Genomic DNA, 23541 nt, shown 5'->3' with positions numbered 1-23541 from the left:
GGTGGGCGGTGGCTGGCGGTGCGGGTCAGGCGGCCCAGTCGAGGATGACCTTGCCGCCGTGGCCGCGCGCCGCGTCGTCGAAGGCCGCCTCGAAGTCGAGATGGCTGTACCGGCCGGTGATCACCGGGGCGAGGTCGAGCCCGCCTTCCAGCAGTACCGACATCGCGTACCAGGTTTCGAACATTTCCCGGCCGTAGATGCCCTTGATGGTGATCATCGACATGACGATCCTGGCCCAGTCGACGGCGAACTCCTGCGACGGCAGGCCGAGCATCGCGATCTTTCCGCCGTGGGTCAGGTTGGCGATCATGCCGCGCAGCGCCTCGGGGTTGCCGGACATCTCCAGCCCGACGTCGAAGCCCTCGCGCAGGCCGAGTTCGCGCTGCGCGTCCTCGATGGAGGTGTGCGCGACGTTGAGCGCGACCGTGGCGCCGACCTTGCGGGCCAGCGCGAGCCGCTGTTCGTTCACGTCGGTCACGACCACGTGCCGGGCGCCCGCGTGCTTGGCGACGGCCGCGGCCATCAGCCCGATCGGGCCCGCGCCGGTGATCAGCACGTCCTCGCCGACCAGCGGGAACGACAGCGCGGTGTGCACCGCGTTGCCGAACGGGTCGAAGATCGCCGCGACGTCCACGTCGACCTCGACGCGGTGCACCCACACGTTCGACGCGGGGAGCGCGAGGTACTCGGCGAAGGCGCCGTCCCGGCCGACGCCGAGCCCGACGGTGGCGCGGCACAGGTGCCGCCGCCCGGCCAGGCAGTTGCGGCATTTGCCGCAGACGAGGTGGCCCTCGCCGCTGACCCGGTCACCGACGGCGATCTCGGTGACGTCGCGGCCGACCTCGACGACGTCGCCGACGAACTCGTGCCCGACGACCAGCGGGGTGCGGACCGCCTGCTGGGCCCAGCCGTCCCAGCTGCGGATGTGCAGATCGGTGCCGCAGATCCCGGTCCGCAGGACCCGGACGAGGACCTCGCCGGGGCCGACGGCCGGTTCGGGCACGTCGCGCAGCCACAGGCCGGGCTCCGCCTTGTCCTTCACCAGTGCTTTCACCGTGGGGCCTCCTGTACGCGTGCCGGGCGACCCGGACGGGAGGTCGGGCGCTGACCTGGACCAACCCGGCGGCCATCCGGGTGAGGAAGCTCCCGAAACGGTGACGCTGGGTAGGGCTCAATCTGCCTCGCGCTCCGCCGAGAGTCCATCGACGGTTTCTTAACGCCGCCGTTAGGCCTGCTTCACACGTACCCGGACGGTCGGCTCGTGTACCTGGAACGTCGGCTCGCGTACCCAGACGGTCGGCTCGCGGGCCGACCCTCTGGGTACGCGAGTTCGCCGTTTCGTCAGCGGAGGAGGACGGCGAGCAGGGCGGCGGCGAGCAGGCAGACGTAGGTGATCGCGTGCACGCGGTCGGGCAGCCGGTCGAGCACCCGCCGCGCGACCGCGATGGTGGGCAGTGAACCGGCGAGCAGCGCGGCGCCCGCGACGAGATCGACGTAGCCGATCCGCCCGGCGGGGGCAGGGCCGGACGCGGTGGCGGCGAAGGCGTAGACGGCGGTGCCGAGCACGGCTACCGGGAGGCTCAGCGGGTTGGCCATCGCGGCCGCGTCGGCCATCGGGAGACCCTTGCGCCGCAACAGGGGGACGGTCAGGACGCTGCCGCCGACGCCGAGGAAGCTCGCCACCGCGCCGATGCCGACGCCGCCCGCGGTGGCGGTCACCCTCCCGAGCGTCCGGGGCCGGTCCGTGGCGCCGGGCCGGAGAAAGCCCTTCCGGAGCACACTGTCCACAATGGTCAGTGCGAGGTAGGCGACGAACAGGAAGCGCAGTACCGCGTCGTCGGCCATGGTCGCGGCCAGCGAGCCGAGCACGGCACCGGCTCCGATGAAGGCGATCAGCGGCCACACGTACTCCCTGCGCAGCCGTCCGGACCGGAGCTGGGCGAAGGTGGCGGTCGCGGAGTTGACCACCATGACCGCGGTCGAGGTGGCGACGGCGACGTGCATCGCGTCCCCGCCGGACCGCGCCTGCGCGATCCCGTACACGACGGGGACGGTGACGAACCCGCCGCCGAATCCGAACAGGACGGTGGTGAAACCGCTCAGGCAGCCGAAGGCGAGCAGGATCAGGATCGAGGTGAGCACTCCGGTGACCGTACGAGCGCGCGGCCCCGGCGGGCAATCGAAAGATCGCCAGGTTCTTTCGCGTACCGGACACCGTATCCTCGGCAGGGTGCGTAACGTGCTGATCGACGAGGTCGACGACATCGACCGCGCCGTACTGGCGATCAGGACGGACTACGCGCCCGATCACGTGGTGGCCTGGCACCGGCACCGGCGGGCCCAGTTTCTCTACAGCGCCCAAGGTTTCATGCGTGCCGAGACGGTCGACGGCAGCTGGGTGGTCCCGGCGCACCGGGCGGTGCTGATCCCGCCGGGCACCGAGCACCAGGTCACCATGATGAGCGGCGGCACGCGGAGCCTCTACATCGAACCGGGCGCGGTGCCGTGGTTCCCGCGACGTCCCCGGGTCGTCGACGTCTCGCCCCTGCTGCGGGAGCTGGTGCTCGCCGCCGTCGAGGTCGAGCCGCGCTATCCGCGCCGCGGCCGGGACGCGGCGCTGATGGCCCTGCTCCTGCACGAGCTGAACGGGCTCGCCCCGCTGCCGCTCGACCTCCCTCTTCCGCGCGACGAGCGGCTGCGCGCGCTGTGCGAGTCCTTCCTGACGGCACCGGACGTGCACGATCCGCCCGCGCGCTGGGCGGCCCGGCTGCACGTGTCCGAGCGCACCCTGAACCGGCTCTTCCACGCCGAGACCGGGATGAGCTTCACCCGCTGGCGGCAGCGGGCCTGCGTGCTGCACGCGCTGCCGCCGCTGGCCGAGGGGCGGCCGATCGCCGACATCGCCGCCGCGCTCGGCTACGAGAGCCCGGCGGCGTTCTCCACGATGTTCCTCCGGCTGCTGGGCGCCTCGCCCCGGGAGTACCGGGCCGCGGATCCCGGCCCCTGACCATCCGTGAATGCCACATTGAGGGACTCAGAGTCCCTCAATGTGGCATTCACGGACCGCGACGCCGCACCCGGGTTGCATGGTCATGCATGGCTATGTATATACTTCCACTCGTGTCCAAAGTGCTCACCTCCCTCCCGGTCGGCGAACGCGTCGGGATCGCCTTCTCCGGCGGTCTCGACACCTCGGTAGCGGTCGCGTGGATGCGCGACAAGGGTGCGGTTCCCTGCACCTACACCGCCGACATCGGCCAGTACGACGATCCCGACATCGCCTCGGTCCCCGGGCGCGCCACGGCCTACGGCGCCGAGGTGGCGCGGCTGGTCGACTGCCGCGCGGCGCTGGTGGAGGAGGGGCTCGCGGCACTGGCCTGCGGTGCCTTCCACATCCGGTCCGGCGGTCGCGGTTACTTCAACACCACGCCGCTCGGCCGCGCGGTCACCGGCACCCTGCTCGTGCGGGCGATGCTGGAGGACGACGTCCAGATCTGGGGCGACGGTTCGACCTTCAAGGGCAACGACATCGAGCGGTTTTACCGCTACGGCCTGCTGGCGAACCCGTCGCTGCGGATCTACAAGCCGTGGCTGGACGCGGACTTCGTCAGCGAGCTCGGTGGCCGCAAGGAGATGTCCGAGTGGCTGCTCGCGCACGACCTGCCCTATCGGGACAGCACCGAGAAAGCGTATTCGACCGACGCGAACATCTGGGGCGCCACGCACGAGGCGAAGGCGCTGGAGCACCTCGACACCGGCATCGAGCTGGTCGAGCCGATCATGGGTGTCCGGTTCTGGGACCCCGAGGTCGAGATCGCCACCGAGGACGTCACCATCGGCTTCGCGCAGGGCCGCCCGGTGTCGATCAACGGTGAGGAGTTCGAGACCGCGGTCGACCTGGTGCTGGCGGCCAACGCGGTCGGCGGTCGGCACGGCCTTGGCATGTCCGACCAGATCGAGAACCGGATCATCGAGGCCAAGAGCCGCGGTATCTACGAGGCGCCGGGGATGGCACTGCTGCACGTGGCCTACGAGCGGCTGGTCAACGCGATCCACAACGAGGACACCCTCTCCAGCTACCACAACGAGGGACGGCGGCTGGGCAGGCTGATGTACGAGGGCCGCTGGCTGGACCCGCAGGCGATGATGCTGCGCGAGTCGCTGCAGCGCTGGGTCGGCACCGCGGTCACCGGCGAGGTGACGCTGCGGCTGCGGCGCGGCGAGGACTACTCCATTCTGGACACCACCGGCCCGGCCTTCAGCTACCACCCGGACAAGCTGTCGATGGAGCGTACCGAGGACTCCGCGTTCGGCCCGGTCGACCGGATCGGCCAGCTGACCATGCGCAACCTCGACATCGCCGACTCCCGCGCGAAGCTGGAGCAGTACGCCGGGCTCGGCATGGTCGGCAGCTCGCACCCGACCCTGATCGGCGCCGCGCAGGCGGCCTCGACCGGGCTGATCGGCGCGATGCCCGAGGGCGGCGCCGACGTGATCGCCTCGCGCGGCCAGGTCGGCAACGAGGGACCGCTGGACCGCGCCGCGATGGAGTCCGGCACCGACTGACCGCCCCCGCCGGTCCGCCCGGTCATTCCTGGCGGACCAGCGGGAAGGCGAGCGTGTCGCGGATGGTGGTCCCGGTCAGCAGCATGACCAGCCGGTCGACGCCCATGCCGAGCCCGCCCGATGGCGGCATCGCGTATTCGAGCGCGGTGAGGAAGTCCTCGTCGACCTCCATCGCCTCGGGGTCCCCGCCCGCGGCGAGCAGGGACTGGGCGACCAGCCGTCGCCGCTGTTCGACCGGGTCGACCAGCTCGGAGTAGGCAGTGGCGATCTCGGTGCCCCGGATGACCAGGTCCCAGCGTTCGGCCAGCGCCGGATCGGCGCGGTGCGGCCGGGTCAGCGGGGAGACCTCGGCGGGGAAGTCGGTGTAGAACACCGGCCCGGTGGTCTGTTCCTCCACGAGCCGTTCGTAGAGTTCGAGCACCACCGCACCGCGTGTCCACTGTGGATTGTGTGGGATCCCCTTGGCGTCACACAGTTCCCGCAGCCGGGATTCCGGCGTCTCCGTGGTGATCTCTTCGCCGAGCGCCCGGGAAACGGCTTCGTTGACCGGGACCACCGGCCAGTCGCCGCTCAGGTCGAGGTCCGCTTCGCCCTCGTCCTTGCCCAGCGCGGCCTCGCGTCCGTGCGCGGCGAGCGCGGCGGCCTTGATCAGCTCCTGGCAGCGGGCCCGCATGACGTCGTAGTCGGCGTACGCCTCGTAGGCCTCCAGCATGGTGAACTCGGGATTGTGCTTGTAGGACACGCCTTCGTTGCGGAAGGTGCGGCCGAGTTCGAAGACCCGCTCGACCCCGCCGACGCACAGCCGTTTCAGGTACAGCTCGGGCGCGATACGGAGGTAGAGCTCCATGTCGTAGGCGTTGATGTGGGTCCGGAACGGGCGGGCGTTGGCGCCGCCGTGCACCGGTTGCAGCATCGGGGTCTCGACTTCGAGGTAGTCCCGCCGGAGCAACGTCGTGCGCAGCGCCTGCACCGCCGCGCCGCGGGCCCGCAGCAGCGCACGGGATTCGGGGCGCACCACCAGGTCCAGATAACGGCGGCGCACCCTGGCCTCGGGATCGGTGAGCCCGGCGCGCTTGTCCGGCAGCGGGTGCAGGCACTTCGCGGCCAGCTCCCAGTGCGCGGCGAGCACGGACAGCTCGCCGCGCCGGGTGGTGATCACCTCGCCCTGGACGGCGACGAGGTCGCCGATGTCGACGTCGGCCCGCCACGCGCGGAGGGTGTCCGCGCCGGTTTCGGGTTCGGTGAGCATCACCTGGAGGTCACCGGACCAGTCCCGCAGCGTCGCGAAGCCCAGCTTGCCGTGGTCACGCAGCAGGACGACCCGGCCCGTGACGGCGACACGCTCGCCGGTGCGGGTGTCGGGCGCGAGGCCGGGGAACCGCCCGGCCACCGCGCCGAGGGTGGTGTCCCTCGGCACGCCGACCGGGTACGGGTCGACACCGCGGGCACGGAGTTCGGCGAGCTTCTCCAGCCGGAGGCGGGTCTGCTCGGGGACCGGGGCGGCGTGCTCGGCCACCTCCCGCGCGGCCGCCTCGGCCTTTTCGATCGCCGTCAGCAGTGCCGGGCGCCCGGCGCGGCCGGGGGCGGTGGTGCCGCGGCCGAGGAAGCCCTCCGCGATGGCCGAGGCGAGCCCGACCCTGGCCAGGTCGCGGCGATCGCCGAAGATCAGGAACCGGGGCTCCCAGTGCGGCCGGTACTTGACGTTCGACCGGTACAGCGACTCCAGCTGCCACCAGCGGGAGAAGAACAGCAGCAGCCGTCGCCAGACCCGCAGGACCGGTCCGGCGCCGATCCGGGCGCCCTCCTCGAACACCGCGCGGAACACCGCGAAGTTGAGCGAGATCCGCCGCACGCCCAGCGCGGGCGCGCCCGCGGCGAGCGCGGCGACCATGAACTCCATCAGCCCGTTGTCCGCGTTCCGGTCCCGGCGCATGAGATCCAGCGACAGCCCGCCGGCGCCCCACGGCACGAACGACAGCAGCGCGCGCACGTCCCCGGCCGCGTCCACCGCCTCGACCAGTACGCACCGCCCGTCGACGAGGTCGTTCATCCGCCCGAGCGCCATGGAGAACCCGCGCTCGGTTTCGGTGTCCCGCCAGCGTTCGGCCAGCTTCGTCGCGGCGGTCAGCTGCGCGGGCGGGATGTCGGCGTGCCGCCGGACGCGCGCGGTGTACCCGGCGCGTTCGACCCGGGTGACGGCCTGGCGCACCGGCCGCATTTCCGGCCCGGCCAGGCCGAAACCCGCGACGTCGAGGATCGCCTCGTCACCGAGTTCGATCGCCTTCAGCCCGGCGCGCACGTAGGCCTCGGCGGCCTGCTCGCCCGCGCCCATCACCGCCGGGCTCCAGGTGAACTCCGCGCACATCGCCAGCCAGCGCGCGATCGCGCCGTCCCACGCCTCGGGCGCGCCGATCGGGTCACCGCTGGCGAGGCAGACCCCGGCCACCACCCGGTAGGTGATCGCCGCCTCCCCGGACGGCGCGAACACCGCCGCCTTGTCCCGGCGGGTGGCGAAGTAGCCCAGCGAGTCGCGTTCGCCGTGTGCCGCGAGCAGACCGCGGATCGCCACCTCGTCCCCGGTGGTGAGCATCGACGCCGTCCGCTGCGAGCGCAGTGTCCACAGCAGCGCGGCGAACATCGACACCGCCCCGAACAACGACACGGTGACCGCCACCCAGCCCGGCGCGTGGCCCACGCGGGTGATGTCCAGCCGGATCGCGCCGCCGATGACCTTCTCGACCGCCCAGCTCCACCGGTCGGCGCTCGACCGCAGCGAACCGGGGAACAGCTGGACCAGCAGGCCGCCGAGCAGGATCGACACCCCGAGCAGGCCCGCGAACAGCAGGATCGCCTTGCGCAGCGCGGCCTTCCTCGTCCGGCCGTAGAACTCCCGCCGCGCGGCGACCAGCACGGCGACGCCGAGCACCGCGAGCACGAACGACTGCCACAGCGCCCAGGTGTCCCAGCCCGTCAGCTCCAGCGGGTCGCCGTCCTCGTCGACCTGCTCCTCCACCGGCCCGACGGTGAACAGCACGATCGCCAGCGCGGTGAACGCGGCCTGGACCAGCAGCAGGGCGATCATGATGGCCCGCGCCGCGCGCTTGCGTCGCGAGATCGCGCCCGCCAGCACCGCGAGGAACAGGCCGTAGGCGATGTTCGCCGGCGCGGGGAAGACCGCGTCGTCGATGAACTCCCGCACCGGCTCGACACCGCGGCCGACGGCGGCGTTTAGTGCGGCGAGGACACAGAGCGCGGCCAGCAGGCCCAGCGCGACGGCGAACACCCTGGGCACGGCGCGCAGCCGTGTCCCGCGCCGCGGCGTGGCGGCGCGTCCGGAGATCTCAGTCATGATGCGGTCAGGCTGGCCGACCGGGGTGGACCGCGCAACCGCGCCGGTCCGTCCCGACCCCCGGAACCCCCGGCGGCCGGGGGACTACGGTGGGGCCCGGAACCGGGGAGGGCAGACGATGGGCGAGCGCACGGTGTCCCCGCTCGGGCTCGCCGCCGAGCTGACGAGCACGGTCGACGGCGCGGCGGGCGCGGCGGGCGGGGAGTTCGGCGTCATCGACCCGGCGACCGGCCGGGTGTTCGCGATGGCACCGGAAACCACGCCCGCGTCGCTCCACGCCGCCGTCATCGCGGCCGACCGGGCGTCCCGTTCGGAGTGGGCCGCCGACGAGGACGCGCGCCGCGCGGCGCTGGCGGCGGTCGCGGACACGCTCACCGCCTCGGCGGACGAACTCGCCGGCACACTCACCGCGGAGCAGGGAAAACCACTCGGCGACGCGCTGCGCGAGGTCACCGTCGCGGCGCGCTATGCCCGCCACCACGCGGAAAACCCGGCCGGGCAGGAGGTGCCGGGCGCGATCGCGGTCGTCACGCCGGGGAGCTTCCCGCTGAGCATCGCGTTCGCGCGGATCGCCCCCGCGCTGCGGGCCGGGAACACCTGCGTGTGGAAGCCTTCGCCGGACGCCCCGCTTTCCGCGCTGCTGGCCGGTGAACTGCTGCGCGCCGTGCTGCCGCCGGGTGTGCTCAACGTCGTGTCCGGCAGTGACCCGCTCGGCGCGCGGCTCGTCGCGCATCCGCTCGTGCGCGCGGTCGCGTTCACCGGCTCGGTCCGGGTCGGCCGGAAGGTGGCCTCGGCGGTCGAGCCGAGGCCGCTGTCCCTCGACCTGAGCGGCAACGACCCGGTGCTCGTGCTCGACGACGTGGACCCCGGCGGTGCGGCGGCGGAGGTCTTCGCGGCGGCGTTCCGCAACAGCGGGCAGGTGTATGCCGGGCCGAAGCGGGTGTACGTCCCGGAGTCCCGCCGGAAGCCGTTCGTCGAGGCGCTCACCGAACTCGCCCGCGCGGCGAAGACCGGGGATCCCGCCCTGCCCGGCACCGAACTCGGGCCGCTCGGCACCCGGCCGCGGTTCGACCACGTCGCCGGGCTCGTCGCGGACGCCGTGGCCAACCGGGCCGTCGTCACGGCGGGCGGGCGGCAGCTGGAGTATCCCGGGTACTTCTACGCGCCGACGATCCTCACCGACGTCACCGACGGCGTCCGCGTCGTGGACGAGGACCAGTTCGGCCCGGTGCTGCCGGTGATCGCCTACCACGACCTCGACGACGCGGTCGGCCGTGCGCTCGCCGCCCCGCATCGCCGGGGCGCCTCGGTCTTCGCCGCCGACCCTGACCGCGCGGCCGCGGTCGCCGGGCGGCTCGGGCCGTGGCCGGCCTGGCTCAACACGCACGGCACCCATCCGCCGGAGGACCCCGGCGCGGACGGATAGCCGCCCGGCGATTCCCGGACCGAGACACTTCGTGGAAGTGTTCGGTTCGATTTGCCCGTTTCCCGGCGTAACCGGGAATACGCCTCCCGCGCCACGACATTGCCTCAATGGTGCCGGTAGTGTGCCCCGGTGGACCTTCGCCCCGGCATCGGCAGACCCGGGCGCCGCACTGTATTCCGGTACGACGGGGACAAGGATGGCTGACGCGGGAACCGAGCTGCGGGTACAGGTTCTCGGCTCGGTACGGGCCTGGCGCGACGGCACCGAAATCGACCTCGGCTCGGCGCACCGCCGCGCGGTGTTCGCGGTGCTCGCCTTTTCCGCCGGTGACACGGTTTCCCGGCACGAACTCGTCGACGCGCTGTGGGGCGACGAGCCGCCGACCAGCGCGAGCGGCAGCATCTACACCTACGTTTCGGGGCTGCGCCGGGCCGTCGACCCCGGGCAGGCGCCCCGCTCCGGCGGCGGTCTGCTCGCCTCGACGGGGTCGGGCTACACGCTGCGGGTCGGCCGCGACGGTGTCGACGTGCACCGGTTCGACGCGTTGCGGGCGGACGCGGTCCGGCGGCGGGCCGCGGGCGAACCCCGCGAAGCGGTGGCCGACCTCGACGCGGCACTGGCGTTGTGGACCGGCGAGGTGCTCTCCGGGGTGCCGGGGCCCTTCGCGCGGGCCCAGCGGGCCCGGCTGGCGGAACTGCGGCTGACCGTCGTGGAGAGCAGGGCGGAGACCCTGCTCGAACTCGGGCGGCACGCGGAGCTCGTCGACGAACTCGGCGCGCTGTGCCGCGAACACCCGTTGCGGGAGAAACCACCCGCGCTGCTCATGCGCGCGCTGGCCGAAGGCGGCCGGACCGCCGAGGCGCTCGACGTGTTCGAGACCACCCGCGCGAACCTGGTCGAAGCGTCGGGGATCGAGCCGGGGCCGGAGCTGCGCCGGCTGCACGAGCGGCTGCTCGGCGCGCGTCCGGCCGCGGAATTCCCGGCCACGACGGCGTTTCCGGTCTGGCGGCCGGAACGACCGGACTTCCACGTCGGCCGGGAACGCGAGCTGGAGCTGCTCCGGACCGCGGTCGCCGAGGTGGTGGCCGGGCACGGGGACACGGTGTGGATCGAGGGCGAGCCGGGGATCGGGAAGTCGGCGCTGCTCGCCGAGGCGCTGGGCGGCCCGCTGCCCGCGACGGCGCGGCTGCGCTGGGCCGCGGCGCACGAACTGGACAGCCACATCCCGCTGCGGCTGGTCAACGACTGCCTCAGCGAGGAGGGCGGCCCGGCCGGGCTCACCGCCGACGAGGTGCCCGAGGTGGTGACCCGGCTGTGCGGCGAGGGCCCGCTCATCCTCGTCGCCGACGACTTCCAGTGGGCCGACGAGGAGACCGTGGCGGTCTGGGAGCGGCTGGCCGGGCTCGCCGAGCGGCTGCCGCTGCTGCTGGTCACCGCGAGCAGGCCGATCCCGCGCGCCGAACCGCGCGCGCGGCTGTGGCGACGGGCGGGCGCACGGGGCCGGACGCTGCGTCTCGGCCCGCTCCCCGGAGCCGACGCGTACCGGTTCGCCCGGCGGCTCAGCGAAGCCCCGCTGTCCGCGCGGCAGCGGGAGGTGGTCGACGCCGCCGCCGGAAACCCTTGCTACATCAGGGAAATCGTCGCCGGATTCGCGGAGACGGGTACGTCTCCGGCCCGGCGGCTCGCGGCATGGGTCACCGACTACCTCACCTTCCTGTCCGCGCCGACGCGCGCGGTACTCCAACGGGCGGCGGTGCTCGGGAGCGGGTTCACCCTCGGGGAACTCGCCGTCACGACCGGGCAGCCCCCGGCCCAGCTGGCCGAACGGATCGAGGAGGCGCGGGACGCGGGCGTGCTCGACGCGGCGGGGGACGCGCTGTGGTTCCGGCATCCGCTGGTGCGGACCGCGCTGTACGAGCGGACACCGGGGGCGATGCGGGTCGCGCTGCACCAGCAGATCGCCGAGACACTGATCGCCTCCGGCGCGCCCGCGGTGCGGGTCGCCGAACAGCTCGCCGCGGCGTCGCCCGCGACGATCCCCTGGGGCGAGGAGTGGCTGACCGGCCACGTCGGCGCGGTCGCGGAGGAACGCCCCGAACTCGCCGTCGAGCTGCTGCGGCCGCTGCTCGGGCTCGGCTCGCTGGCCCCCGAAGTACAGGAAACGCTCACCGCGATGCTCGCCAGGCTGGAGCTCTGGCTGGGCCGCGACCCCGGCCCGGAGGCCGGTTCGGTGCTGGCCAGGACGGCCGATCCCGAGCTGGCCGCCGAGATGCGCTGGATACTCGGTTACGTCGGTTACCGGCGGAACCAGATCGACGAGGCGCTGCGGCAGGTGACCGACGCGCTCGCCGACGACCGGATCCCGCAGCGGTGGCTCGTGCGGCACGAGCGGCTGCTCGCGAGGCTGTCCGACGAGCCGCACACGCGGGTGCCCGCCCACGCGGTCGGCTGGGCGCATTCCTCGCCGGACACCGTGGCGCCGGGCATCGCCGGGTTCCGGCTCCTCGACGACGAGTCCGCCGCCGAGTTCGGCCCCCCGGACTTCCTCGACGTCTCCGCCACCTGGCGGATGGCCCCGTACCGGGCCCTGCCCGCCGAGGCCCACCGGGTGAACGCGGGGCAGCTGTACTGGGCGGGGGACTGGACGAGGGCGACGGCCGAGGTGGAGGCGCTGCGCACCGATGACCCGGCGAGACCGTCGTACGTGCTGCGTCACGGCGCGGGAGTGGTCTACGCGTTCGTCGCGATCCTCGCCGCGCACCGGGACGACTGGGAGGTCGCGGAGGAGTACGAGCGGCTCGCGTCCGACCCCGCCGTCGGCGAGGAGAACCCCAGCTTCGTGGCGACGCTGCTCATGGCGCGGTCGATGCTGGCCGAGCGAGCCGGGCGGGCTCGCGAGGCCATCGACGTGTTCTCCCCGATCGCGAGCCGGTTGTTCCCCTGGACGCGGTGGCTGCCGCGGCTGGCCGGGCTCGCCGTCTGGCACGACGACCGCGCGCGGCGGGACCGGGTGCGGCTGCTCGTCGGCACGCACAAGGGCAAGCAGCTCGCCCCCGAGCAGGAGATGCTGCGCGAGTACTGCTTCGGGCTCGTCGACGAGGTGCCCGACCGGGTGCGGGACGCCGCGGCCCGGTGTGACGCGATCGGCGGGCTGGACCTGCTGGCCGCGCACGCCACCGCGGACCTCGCGTGCCTGCTGGCCAAGCACGGCCGGGACGACGAGGCGGCGATGGCCTTCGACGAGGCGGTCGAGCGTTACCACGTGATCGGTGCGGAGTGGAACGTCCGGCGATTGCGCGAAAGGATACGATCGCTGAGCGGACAGGACAGCACACAACAAGACAGCACAAAGTCGGACAGCGTGATTTCGGACAGTGTGAGGCCAGACCACAGGTGACGGGGACGGACGATGCCGACCAGCGGTGACGGCCTGCGCGTCGGGGTGCTCGGCCCGGTGCACGTGGCACGCGGGGAGACCGCGCTGTCGCTCGGCCCCGCCCGGCAGCGCGCGGTGTTCGCCGTGCTCGCCCTCCGGGCGGGCCGGCTGGTCAGCCGCGACGAGCTGGTGTCGGCGGTGTGGGGCGAGCAGCCGCCCGCGAGCGTCACCGGCAGCGTGCACACCTACGTCTCCGGCCTGCGGCGCGCGCTCGAACCCGACCGGGACCGGTGGGGCTCGGCCGAGCTGCTGACCAGCGGGCCGAGCGGCTACACGCTGCGGATCGCGCCCGGGTCGGTCGACGCGCTGGAGTTCGAGCGGCTGATCGGCGAGGCCCGCGGCGGCCGGGCGCCGATCGCCCCGGCGGAGGCGGTCGCGGTCCTCGACGAGGCGCTCGCCCTGTGGCACGGCGATCCGCTCTCCGGCCTGCCCGGTCCCTACGCCGACCGGGAACGGAGCCGGCTGGGCGAACTCCGGCTCACCGCGTACGAACTGCGGGCCGAGGCGCTGCTGGAACTGGGCGAGAGCGCGGGGCTCGCCGCGGAACTGGGCGCGCTCGCGCACGAGTACCCGCTGCGCGAGCGGCTTCGGGAACTCCAGATGCTCGCCCTGCACCGCAACGGCCAGCACGCCGAGGCACTGGAGGTGTTCCGGGACGTGCGGGCGACGCTGGTCGCCGAGCTCGGCACCGAACCGGGTCCCGGTCTCCAGCGGCTGCACGCCCGGCTGCTCAGCCAGGACCCCGGGCTGACCGACGAGCAGGCCGGAACCCCGGCGCCCCCGGCGGTGCCGGAGCGGCTGCTCGTGCTGCCCGCGCAGGTCGTCCGGCGGTGCGAGGCGGGCGCGGACGGCGTGTTCGTCGGCAGGGAAACGGAGCTGGCCCGGCTGCGCGGGCTGGTCGACGACGTCCGGGACGGCCGGGGCGGCGCGGCGTGGATCGAGGGCGAGTTCGGGATCGGCAAGTCGGAGCTGCTCGCGCGGGCGCTGGCCGACGCGCCGGACCGCGGCTGCCAGCTCGGCTGGGTGCTGGCCGACGAGCTGTCCGGCCGGATCCCGTTGCAGGTCATGCTGAGCTGCCTCGGCATCGACACCCCCTCACCCGCGCTGTTCCAGGAGCGGCGCGGCGCGTGGGGCGAGCCCGATCCGGCCTCGGCCACGGTCGGGCGGCTGCTGGCGTGGGTCGACGAGTTGTGCGCGCGGGGCCCGCTGGTGCTGGTGGTCGACGACATGCAGTGGGCCGACGAGGCCAGTGTGCTGCTGTGGCACCGGTTGACCGCGGCGACCCGGCAGCTGCCGCTGCTGCTGATCGCGGCGGCGCGCCCGGTGCCGCGCAGCGCCCAGGTGGTGCGGCTGCGTCAGGCGATCGAGGCCAGGGGCGGGACCGTCCTGGACCTGGTCCCGCTCACCGGCGAGGAGAGCGTCGAACTGGAGAAACGCCTGCTGGGCGCGGAACCGGGGCCCCAGCTGCGGGACCTCGTGGAACGGACCACCGGGAATCCGCTCTACATCACCGAACTCACCGGGACGCTGGTGCGCGAGGACGTGCTGCACACCGTGTCCGGTGTCGCGGACCTGGCCGACAGCGACAGCTACACCGCGCCGCGTGGCCTGGTCGACACGATCCGCCGGAACCTGGACGTGCTCTCGGCCGAGACGCGGGAGATGCTGCGCTGGGCGGCGGTGCTGGGGTCCGAGTTCACCGTGACCGACATCGCGGCGGTCGTGGACCGGCGGCCCTCGGACCTGGTGGCGGCGTTCGAGGAGTCCGTCGCGGCCACCGTGATCGTCGACTCCGACACCCATCTCGCGTTCCGGCATCCCTTGCTGCGCCAGGCTTTCTACGACGGGATCCCGGCGGGGGCGCGGGCCGCGCTGCACCGACAGGCCGCCGAGGCACTGTCCACAGTGGGCGCTTCGGTGACCCGGGTCGCCGAGCAGGTCGTCGCCGCGCCCATCCCGGACCCGTGGGTGCTGCAGTGGCTGGTCGACCACGGCGCGGACGTCGCCACCCGGGCGCCGCTGCTGGCCGCGGAGCTGCTTTCCCGCGCGCTGGAGGCCTGCCCCTTGCGCGATCCCCGGCGCGAGGTGCTCGCCGCGACACTGGTGCGCGTGCTGTTCCGGCTGGACCGGCACCCCGAGGACGAGGCGCGGGCCGCGCTCGCGATCGCCACCGATCCGCACCGCGCGGCGGAGATGCACCACCTGCTGGCCGTGCTCCGCTACCGCCGCGGCGACATCGACGGCGCGACCCGGATCGTCGCCTCGGTGCTCGACGATCCGGACGCCCCGGAGCTGTGGCGGCAGCGGCACCGGCACCTGCTCGCCAACTTCCGGCGCGGCGGCCTCGACGACCTCGACGCCGCGGAGGAGGCCGGGCACCGGGCGCTGGCCGTCGCGGACGGCGACGCCTACCTCACCGCGCACGCCCAGCAGACCCTGTGGCTGGTCTCCTCGGTCCGGCGTGACCACGGCGCGGCGCTGGCGCACATCGACCGGGCGATCGAGGTGGTCGAGGACGTCGGGGACCTCGCCGAGCTCGAACTCGACCTGCTCGACAACCGGCTGTTCACGTTGCAGAACATGGATCGGCTGCCCGCGGCGGACGACACCCTGCGGCTGGCCCGCCGGGTCGCGCTCGACCAGTCGCTCGGCAACGAGCTGCAGGTCCCGGCCGCGGTGCACAACTACTGGGCCGGGCGGTGGAACGAGGCGCTCGCCGAGCTGGACTCGGTGACCGAGGACGGCCCGGCGATCACCTTCTACGGCCTGCGCGAGTCACCGGCGGCGGCGTTGCTGATGCACGGCGTCGCCGCGTACATCGCGGGCAGGCGCGGCGACCGGATCCAGGCGACCGGCCATCTCAACGCCGTCGAGGAGTACGCGCCGGCGACCAGCGCGGAGCGGGAGAACATCGACTTCCTGCTGATCGCGCAGGCGGTGATGTTCGAGCAGCGCGGCGAGGGCGAACGGGCGTTGCAGGCGCTGGAACCGCTGCTCAACCCGCAGTTCTCGCCGATGATGCTGCGGCACCAGTGGCTGCCGCTGGTGGTCCGGCTCGCGCTCGACGCCGGCGCGCACGACCAGGTGCGGCGGGCGATGTGGATCTGCGAGGAAGAAGCGTCGCGGGAACGTCCCGGCGCGCGGGCGGCGGCCGCGGCGCAGTGGTGCCGCGGTCTCGTCGACGAGGACCCGGCGCCGGTGCTGGCCGCCGTCGACCACTACCGCCGGGTCGGCCGGGTGGTCGAGCTGGGCACCGCGCTGGAGGATCTCGCGGTGCTGCTGGCCTGGCGCGGCGACCGGGAAGCGGCCCGGGCGGCCTTCGCCGAGAGCGCGGACCGCTACGCCGACCTCTCCGCGGCGTGGGACCTGGAACGCGCCACCAAGCGCCTGGCCGCGCTGGGTGTCCACCGGGACCTGTCCGCGCCCCAGCCGCGGTCCCGTCGCGGCTGGGAAGCGCTTTCGCCGGTGGAGATCGACATCGCGCGGCTGGTCGCCGCCGGGCACTCGAACCCGTCCATCGCCGTGCGGCTCGGCCTGCCGCGCCGCACGGTGCAGGCGCACGTCGCCCGTCTCCTCGGCAAGCTCGGCACCGCGTCGCGGGACCGGGTCGCCGTGGAGATCGCGGCGATCGGGCCCGCTCAGGTACCGGCCGGGACCGCGTTGCGCGCGATCACGTCGCGGTAGAACAGCGCGCTGTCCTTGAGCCGGCGCCGCTGCGTCTCGAAGTCGACGTGCACGATGCCGAACCGCTTCGAGTAGCCCATCGACCACTCGAAGTTGTCCAGCAGCGACCACACCAGATAGCCGCGCACGTCGGCGCCGCCGTCGATCGCCGCGTGCACCGCGCGCAGGTGCTCGGCGAGGTAGGTGATCCGGTCCGGGTCGTGGATCCGGTCGTCCGCGTCGACGATGTCGTCGAACGCGGCGCCGTTCTCCGCGACGATCAGCGGCAGGCCGCCGGTGTGCCAGTTCAGCCAGCGCAGCAGTTCGGTCAGCGAGGCGGGCGTCTGCTCCCAGCCGAAGGAGGTCAGCCGTCCGCGTGGGGGCAGCACGTTCATGCCGCGCAGGCCCGGCAGCGGGCAGTTGCTCGGCGCGAGCGGATCGTCGAGGGGCTCGACCCTGGTCGGCGCGTAGTAGTTCACGCCGAGCCAGTCCACCGGCGCCGCGATCGTTTCGAGGTCGCCGTCCTTGATGGCCGGTTCGAGGCCGCCGATGTGCGCGACGTCGGCGAGCACGTCCTCCGGATATCCCTTGCCCAGCACCGGGTCGAGGAAGAACCGGTTGTGGATGCCGTCGAACTTCCGCGCCGCCTCGGTGTGCTCGGGGCCGTGCCCGTCGGCGAGCGCGGGGGAGAAGTTGAGCGCCAGCGAGAACTCCTGGCCGGGCGTGGCCTGCGCGCGCAGCGCCCGCGTCGCGCGCCCGTGCGCGAGCAGCAGGTGGTGCGCGGCGATCAGCGCGGAGGCGTAGTCGGTGTGCCCCGGCGCGTGGATGCCGCTGCCGTAGCCGAGGAACGCGGCGCAGAACGGCTCGTTGATCGTGGTCCACTGGCCGACCCGGTCGCTGAGCGCGGTGTGCACCGTGGTCGCGTACTCGGCGAAGTGGTCGGCAGTCTCGCGGGAGAGCCAGCCGCCCTCGTCCTCCAGCGCCTGCGGCAGGTCCCAGTGATACAGCGTCAGCACCGGTTCGATGTTCCGCCCGCGCAGCTCGTCGACGAGACGGCGGTAGTGGTCGAGTCCCCGCTGGGACACCGTTTTCCCGTCCGGCATGACCCGCGACCAGGACACCGAGAACCGGTAGGCGGGCAGCCCGAGGTCCGCCATGATCGTGACGTCCTCGGGGTACCGGTGGAACTGGTCGCAGGCGACCTCCCCGGTGGCGTCGCCGTGGATCTTGCCCGGCAGACCGGAGAACACGTCCCAGATCGACGGACCGCGCCCGCCCTCGGTGGCCCCGCCCTCGACCTGGTAGGACGCCGTGGAGGCACCCCACAGGAACCGGCGCGGGAAGGTGAGTTGTGACGCCGAGTCACCCCCGTTGTCTGGCGTCCCGTCAAGCATGGAACCTTCCTCCGATCATGCCGTTGATCACCTGCCGCGACAGCAGCAGGAACAGTGTTATCACTGGAAGCGCGCCCAGCGTCGCCCCGGTGAGCATGAGGGAGTAATTCGTGAAGCGACCGCTGGCCAATTGGGAAAGCACGACCTGCACGGTAGGCGTCTCGTTCGGGTCGAGCACGATCAACGGCCAGAAAAAGTCGTTCCACGCCGCCATGAACGACAGCATCCCGAGCACGGCGGCCTGCGGGCGCAGCGCGGGCAGCGCGACATGCCAGTAGACCCGCAGTAGCGAGCAGCCGTCGGCGCGCGCGGCGTCGACGAGCTCGGCGGGCACCGACTCCTCGCAGGACTGCCGCATCCAGAACACGCTGAACGCGCTGACCAGGCCGGGCACGATGACCGCCTGGAGCTTGCTCTCCCAGCCGAGCTCGCCGACCAGGATGTACAGCGGGATCACGCCGAGCTGGGCAGGCACCATCATCGAGCCGACCACCACGAGGAACAGCGAGTTGCGGCCGGGAAAGCGCAGCCGGGCGAAGGCGAACCCGGCGAGACTGGCCAGCACCACGTTGGACACCGCCACCGTGCACGCCACGATCAGCGAGTTCCGGATGGCGGCCCAGAAGTCGACCGCGTCGAACACCGCGGCGAGGTTGTCCAGCAGGTGGCCGCCGGGCAGCAGCGCGGGCGTGCGGTCCCCGATCACCGAGTTGTCACTCGTGGAGATCACGAACGACCAGTACAGCGGGAAGACCGACGCGACGGTCACCAGGACGAGTGCGAAGTAGACGGGCAGCGTGCGCCAGCGTCGCGCGGTGGTGGCGTCCATGATCCTCACGCCGCCCGGACGAGCTTGCGGACCAGGCCGACGTTGACCAGCGCGAAGACCACGCACAGCACGAACACGATCCAGGAGATCGCGGCGGAGTACCCGGCGTCGAGAGTGCCCATGCCCTTTTCGTACAGGTACATCACGATGGTCTGGAACTGGCGGCTGTCCCCGCCGGTCCCGGCCACGCCGGAGGAGTCGAACAGCTGCGGCTCGGTGAACAGCTGGAGACCGCCGACGGTCGAGGTGAGCACGGTGAACAGGATCGTCGGCCGGATGCCGGGCACGGTGATCGACCAGAACGTCCGCCAGCGGCCCGCGCCGTCCAGCGCCGCGGCCTCGTAGAGCTCCTTCGGCACCGCCTGCATCGCCGCCAGGTAGATCAGCGCGTTGTAGCCGGTCCACCGCCAGATCACCATCACCGCGATCGCCAGGTGCGAGGACCAGAACGAGGACTGCCAGGCGATCGGGGCGATCCCGACCTGGCCGAGCAGCCAGTTCACGATGCCGTAGTGGTGGCCGAACAGCTGGCCGAACACCAGCGCGACGGCGACCACCGAGACGACGTTGGGCAGCAGGATCCCGGTCCGCCAGAGCCGTCCGCCGCGCAGCGGCCGGTTGAGCAGCGCGGCGATGCCGAGCGCCAGCAGTACCTGCGGCACCGAGGCCTCGAGGAAGATCGTGACGGTGTTCCAGAGCGCGTTGTAGAAGTTCGGGTCGCCCAGCAGGGCGACGTAGTTGCCGAGCCCGACGAAGCCGTTGTCGCCGTTCACCAGATGCCAGTCGTGCAGCGAGATCCACGCCAGGAACACCAGCGGCAGGACACCGAAGACGACGAGGATCACCAGGAACGGCAGCACGAACAGCAGCGGCGCACCCCGGCGCAGCCGCACGCCCCTCGGTGCGCGGGGGCGTGCGGCGGGTGGTGCCGGGGTGCGCTGTCCCAGATCCTCGGAAGCCGGTGCCCGCATCATCGCGAAGGCTACTTGAGCACGTTGCGCGCGCCCTGCACCGCTTGTCCCCACGCCTCTTCGGCGCCCTGCTTACGGCTTTCCACCCGGCCGAGCGCCCGGCCGAACTCCGGGGCCACGTCGCGGTCACGCGTCCCCCGGTAGTTGGGCCGCAGGTCGTCGGCCGAGCTGGCGAAGATCTTGCCGGTCGGCGCGTTGCTGAAGTATTCGTCGGTCTTGTTCAGCACTTCGGGGTCGTGGTAGACGGCGGGCTCGCTCGGCAGGATGCCCGCCGAGAGGAACAGCTGCTTCTGCTGCGCGGGCGCGGTGAGCCAGACGGCGAGGTCGTAGGCCTCCTTGGGGTGCTTGCCCTGCTTCGGCACGGTGAGGAAGGACCCGCCGTTGTTGCCGCTGCCGCCGGGCACCGTGGTGACGTCCCACTTGCCCTTGTTCTCCGCGCCGCCCGCCTCGGTGATCTGCTTGAGCTGCCAGGCGGGGCAGGCGATCGTGGCGAACGAGGCCTGCTTGATCGCCACGTTCCACTCCTGGCTGAACGGGGTCACGCCCGCGGTCTGGCCCTTGGCCCCGATGGCGCCCGCGACCTCGAAGGCGTGCTTCAGGTTCGGGTTCCTGTCACCGATGAACGCGTCGTCCGCGCGGGCGAAGTAGTTCTCCGGGGCCTGGTTGATCATCGCGGTGTAGATGGTGCCCGCCGAGTCGGCGAACTTGGCGCCGGTGTTCGCCGCGGTGAACCGGTCCGCGACCTCGGCGTACTTTTCCCAGGTCGGCCAGAGCTTCGCGACCTGCTCCCGGTCGGTCGGCAGGCCCGCCTTCGCCAGCAGCTCGGGCCGGTAGCACATCGCCAGGCCGCCCATGTCGGTGCCGAGGCCGAGCACCCCGCCACCCTTGAGCAGGCCCTGGTCCCACTTCCACGGGGCCCACTGGGAGCTCAGCTGCTGCGCGCCCATGCTCGCGAGGTCGACGAACTTGTCCGCCGACTGCCGCAGCTGCGGGAGGTACTGCTCGTCGACGGCTTCGATGTCGGCGGCGCCGTGCCCGCTCGCCAGCTGGGTGAGCAGCTGCTGGTTGTGCGCGTCGAAGGCTGCCACCCGGTTCTGGATCTTGATGTTCGGATGGTCCTTTTCGTACTGCTTGAACAGCGGCTCGTAGCCGAAATCGCCGAACGTGGCCACCGAGAGCGTGACCTTTTCCTCGCTGGGCGAACTGCAGGAACTCGCGAGCAGAGCCGTCGCGGCCGTGAGCGCGAGGACCGGGACGAACACGCGTGTGCGGGTCATGCGGCTCCTCATCTCGAACGGGTCAGCCGGATTATGTCGAACATTCACCGGCTGGGTACGACCGGCTACCGCCCTGCCCGAACGTCCCCGGCATCCTGCCCGAACGATCATTGCTTTGCTGCGAAGGACTCTTCCCAGCACCGAAATCCTCGCCTCCGGTGGCTGTGCCAGGGGCGCGCCGAGGGACGCCGAACTCCTGTGCCGGGAACTCGCGGGGTCGAGCGCCCCAATGTGGCATTGGGTGCGTTGGACGCAGCGAATGTGGCGTTCGGTGCGTTGGACGCACCGAACGCCACATTGGGGCGCATGACCACCGCATGGCGCGGGCTGCTTGTCACGGTAGGGCATTGACCAGGGAAGACTCGAAGCACGAGTCGCCGTGGAGATCGTGTAGAGAGTTCGTGAAGGCCCAACCTCGATGCTGGGTGCATGGAGCTGATCAGGGTAAAGGTGTACGCGTCGGATCCCATCACCGCGAGCGGGATCAAGGCCAGTCTGCGGCCCCGGCCGCGGATCTCCGTGCTCGACGGCGAGGGCGTCGGCCCGGTCGACGTCACCGTCGTCGCCGTCGAACGGCTCTCGCCCGAGGCGATGCGCCTGCTGCGCGTCGCGGCGGCCGAGGCGGGAGCGCCCATCGTGCTGGTCACCAACGAGATCAAGGAGGCCGATCTGCTGCCCGCCCTGGAGTGCCGGGTGGTGGCGATCGTGTCGCGGGCCGGTGCCTGCGACGACAAGCTCGCCCGCTGTGTCGTTTCGGCGGCGGCGGGCGGCGCGGACCTGCCCGCGGACCTGCTCGGGCACCTGCTGGAGCAGACCGAGCGGCTGCACCGCGAGGTGCTGGAGAGCAGGGGGATGACCGCCTCAGGCCTGTCCACCCGCGAGATCCACGTGCTGCGGCTGATGGCCGACGGGCTGGACACCCAGGAGATCGGCAAGGAACTCGGCTACTCCGAGCGCACCGTCAAGAACATCATCTACGCGCTCACCACGCGGATCCAGCTGCGCAACCGGCCGCACGCGGTGGCCTACGCGATGCGCGCGGGCGTGATCTAGCTGGTGGCGGCGGGCCTGCCCAGCTCCGGGCAGGCCTCGGCGCGCAGCGCGCCGGTCCGGATCGCGTACGCGACCGCGTGGGTGCGGTTGCGCAGCCCGAGCCGGGTCACCAGTCCATAGAGGACACTCTTGACGGTGCCCTCGGAATACGCGAGTTTCGCCGCGATCTCGTCGGTGCGGAAACCCTCGGCGAGCAGGTTGAGCACGTCCAGCTCCCGCGCGTCGAAGTCGCCGAAGGTCAGCCCCCTCGGCGCCAGCCGGTCGCACCGCAGGTGGTGCAGCTGGTCGAGGAACGCCGCCTGCAGATGGCGCGGCAGATAGGCCCGGCCCTGGGTCACCCCGACGAGCACCGACACGAGCCGCTCCGCCGAAACGTGCGCCGCGGGCAGCACGCCGAGCACGCCGTACTGCACGGCGACCAGGATGTCCCCCGGATCGAAGTGCCGCGTGACGAGCACACCGCGCGGGCCCCGCCCGTCCGGCGACCGCCGGGCCCGCCAGAGCGCGCCGAGCTGGCCCTTGCCGATCCGGTCCTCGGCCAGCAGGACGACGTCGACCTCGCCGTCTCCGTCGAGGTCGAGCACGGACGTGGCACGCAGCAGCTCGGTCAGGCCCAGCCTGGTGATCGGGTCGGACGTCTGGACGAGCACTCGGATCCGCTCCATGGGCCACCTCGCAGCTGACGACGACGTTTCGTGCGCGGGAACAGCTTGCGTGAGCGGGCTTCACGTCGCCTTCATCGCGGCTCCACGGCCGCCGGGCGGTTCCGGGCCGGGCTCGCGGGCCGCCTCGCCCCGGTCAGGCCACCGGGTCGCCGGGGTGCCGCCGGACCACGATGACGTCCGCTTCGCCGCCGGGCCAGGGGTCCCGCTCGGGCTCCGGCAGCTCGGGTGGCGGCTCCTGCTCGCTCACCGCGATCATGCCCGCGATGACGGTGAAGGACCATTCGACGAATTCGGCGCACTCGGCGCCGGGTTCGGCCAACGGCCGCGGCCCGCCCTCGGCCGCGGAGGCGGCGGCGATGCGCAGTTCCTGCAGCATCCAGATCCACTCCATGCGGTGCGGGTAGTCGTGCAGTTCGACCACGCCGCCGTGGTCGGGCAGGTCGTGCAGGAAGAACGCGATCCGGGCCAGTGTCAGTTCGAGCTTGACCCGGAGTCGGTCGGTTTCGGTCGTCAGCAGCGCCGAAATCACCGCGTCGTCGTGCAGGCTTTCGAGCGCGCGTTCGACGCGCCGCCGATAGTCCGCGAGGCGCTCGCGCAGCACCTGTGCCTGGTGCGGGGTGAAGATCCCGATAACGCTTTCCCCGCAGCGATCCCAGAGCACTTCCCGCCGGGCCGCGTTGTCGCCGTCCATGGCTTCCGATCCTGCCACCGGAACCCGCGGATCCGGGCGGTTCTTGCCCGTTCCGGCCAGCAGTCCTACCCGGTTTCCCTTGGCCGGGGAAGCGGGGTGACCACGCGGTCGCCTGCCGTATGCGCCGTTTCGCACCTTTCTCCACAGTGGACGTCGGGAAATCCGGCCTTCACCGCTTCTCCTACGCCTAGAGATGACGTGAAGTCTGGCCCCCCATACTT

The 23541-nt window shown here is 72.3% G+C and carries 15 protein-coding genes; 6 read left to right on the top strand and 9 right to left on the bottom strand.

All coding sequences use genetic code 11. The features are described from left to right. Positions 1 to 25: 25 nt before the first annotated feature. Together tdh and ABD987_RS11265 are read right to left on the bottom strand one after the other, a co-directional pair. Positions 26 to 1054: an L-threonine 3-dehydrogenase gene (gene tdh, locus ABD987_RS11270; protein WP_345390276.1), complete on the bottom strand. Its 1029-nt coding sequence runs from the start codon at positions 1052 to 1054 to the stop codon at positions 26 to 28. 287 nt (positions 1055 to 1341) lie between these two features. Further along, positions 1342 to 2142, bottom strand: coding sequence for a sulfite exporter TauE/SafE family protein (locus tag ABD987_RS11265; protein WP_345390273.1), 801 nt, complete (start codon positions 2140 to 2142; stop codon positions 1342 to 1344). Between the two features lie 88 nt (positions 2143 to 2230). Between ABD987_RS11265 and ABD987_RS11260 the strand changes: the two genes are divergently transcribed. Next, positions 2231 to 3007 carry an AraC family transcriptional regulator gene (locus tag ABD987_RS11260; protein ID WP_345390270.1) on the top strand — a complete coding sequence of 259 codons (777 nt, stop codon included), beginning with the start codon at positions 2231 to 2233 and terminating at the stop codon, positions 3005 to 3007. Positions 3008 to 3120: 113 nt separating this feature from the next. After that, positions 3121 to 4566 (top strand): argininosuccinate synthase, encoded by a 1446-nt coding sequence (gene argG / locus ABD987_RS11255; RefSeq protein WP_345390267.1) that lies wholly within the window; start codon positions 3121 to 3123, stop codon positions 4564 to 4566. A gap of 22 nt (positions 4567 to 4588) precedes the next feature. Here argG and lysX read toward each other — a convergent pair whose 3' ends face one another. Then, positions 4589 to 7915 (bottom strand): bifunctional lysylphosphatidylglycerol synthetase/lysine--tRNA ligase LysX, encoded by a 3327-nt coding sequence (gene lysX, locus ABD987_RS11250; RefSeq protein ID WP_345390264.1) that lies wholly within the window; start codon positions 7913 to 7915, stop codon positions 4589 to 4591. Positions 7916 to 8033: 118 nt separating this feature from the next. Here lysX and ABD987_RS11245 point away from each other — a divergent pair, with 118 nt between their 5' ends. The 3 genes from ABD987_RS11245 to ABD987_RS11235 all read left to right on the top strand — a co-directional run bounded on the left by ABD987_RS11245 (position 8034) and on the right by ABD987_RS11235 (position 16461). Next, positions 8034 to 9341, top strand: a complete 1308-nt coding sequence (locus ABD987_RS11245; RefSeq protein ID WP_345390261.1) for an aldehyde dehydrogenase family protein — start codon at positions 8034 to 8036, stop codon at positions 9339 to 9341. A 196-nt stretch (positions 9342 to 9537) separates the two neighbouring features. Continuing rightward, positions 9538 to 12738: an ATP-binding protein gene (locus ABD987_RS11240; protein ID WP_345390258.1), complete on the top strand. Its 3201-nt coding sequence runs from the start codon at positions 9538 to 9540 to the stop codon at positions 12736 to 12738. A gap of 12 nt (positions 12739 to 12750) precedes the next feature. Further along, positions 12751 to 16461, top strand: a complete 3711-nt coding sequence (locus ABD987_RS11235) for an ATP-binding protein (RefSeq protein ID WP_345390255.1) — start codon at positions 12751 to 12753, stop codon at positions 16459 to 16461. On the opposite strand, the gene ABD987_RS11230 is transcribed toward ABD987_RS11235, so the two are convergent. Genes ABD987_RS11230 through ABD987_RS11215 form a run of 4 tightly spaced genes read right to left on the bottom strand, consistent with a single transcriptional unit; the run spans position 16416 to position 20911 of the window. After that, a complete protein-coding gene (locus ABD987_RS11230) occupies positions 16416 to 17834 on the bottom strand; it encodes a GH1 family beta-glucosidase (RefSeq protein ID WP_345390252.1) in 1419 nt (472 codons plus the stop codon). The two genes, ABD987_RS11235 and ABD987_RS11230, sit on opposite strands and share 46 nt — an antisense overlap. Beyond that, complete coding sequence (locus ABD987_RS11225; RefSeq protein ID WP_345390249.1) at positions 17827 to 18663, bottom strand: carbohydrate ABC transporter permease; 837 nt, start codon at positions 18661 to 18663, stop codon at positions 17827 to 17829. Before ABD987_RS11225 ends, ABD987_RS11230 begins: the two co-directional genes overlap by 8 nt. Positions 18664 to 18668: 5 nt before the next feature. Continuing rightward, complete coding sequence (locus ABD987_RS11220; RefSeq protein ID WP_378213945.1) at positions 18669 to 19637, bottom strand: carbohydrate ABC transporter permease; 969 nt, start codon at positions 19635 to 19637, stop codon at positions 18669 to 18671. An 8-nt stretch (positions 19638 to 19645) separates the two neighbouring features. Continuing rightward, entirely contained in the window at positions 19646 to 20911 is a 1266-nt protein-coding gene (locus tag ABD987_RS11215; RefSeq protein WP_345390243.1) for an ABC transporter substrate-binding protein, read from the bottom strand. A 429-nt stretch (positions 20912 to 21340) separates the two neighbouring features. Between ABD987_RS11215 and ABD987_RS11210 the strand changes: the two genes are divergently transcribed. Next, positions 21341 to 21964, top strand: a complete 624-nt coding sequence (locus ABD987_RS11210) for a helix-turn-helix transcriptional regulator (RefSeq protein ID WP_345390240.1) — start codon at positions 21341 to 21343, stop codon at positions 21962 to 21964. On the opposite strand, the gene ABD987_RS11205 is transcribed toward ABD987_RS11210, so the two are convergent. Both ABD987_RS11205 and ABD987_RS11200 read right to left on the bottom strand, forming a co-directional pair. Continuing rightward, a complete protein-coding gene (locus ABD987_RS11205; protein WP_345390237.1) occupies positions 21961 to 22629 on the bottom strand; it encodes a helix-turn-helix transcriptional regulator in 669 nt (222 codons plus the stop codon). The two genes, ABD987_RS11210 and ABD987_RS11205, sit on opposite strands and share 4 nt — an antisense overlap. A 133-nt stretch (positions 22630 to 22762) precedes the next feature. Further along, complete coding sequence (locus ABD987_RS11200) at positions 22763 to 23320, bottom strand: hypothetical protein (protein ID WP_345390234.1); 558 nt, start codon at positions 23318 to 23320, stop codon at positions 22763 to 22765. Positions 23321 to 23541 lie beyond the last annotated feature (221 nt).

Origin of the sequence: Amycolatopsis samaneae (assembly GCF_039541975.1) — a bacterium.
Lineage (GTDB): Bacteria > Actinomycetota > Actinomycetes > Mycobacteriales > Pseudonocardiaceae > Amycolatopsis > Amycolatopsis samaneae.
This window is presented reverse-complemented; position numbering and strand designations above follow the sequence as displayed.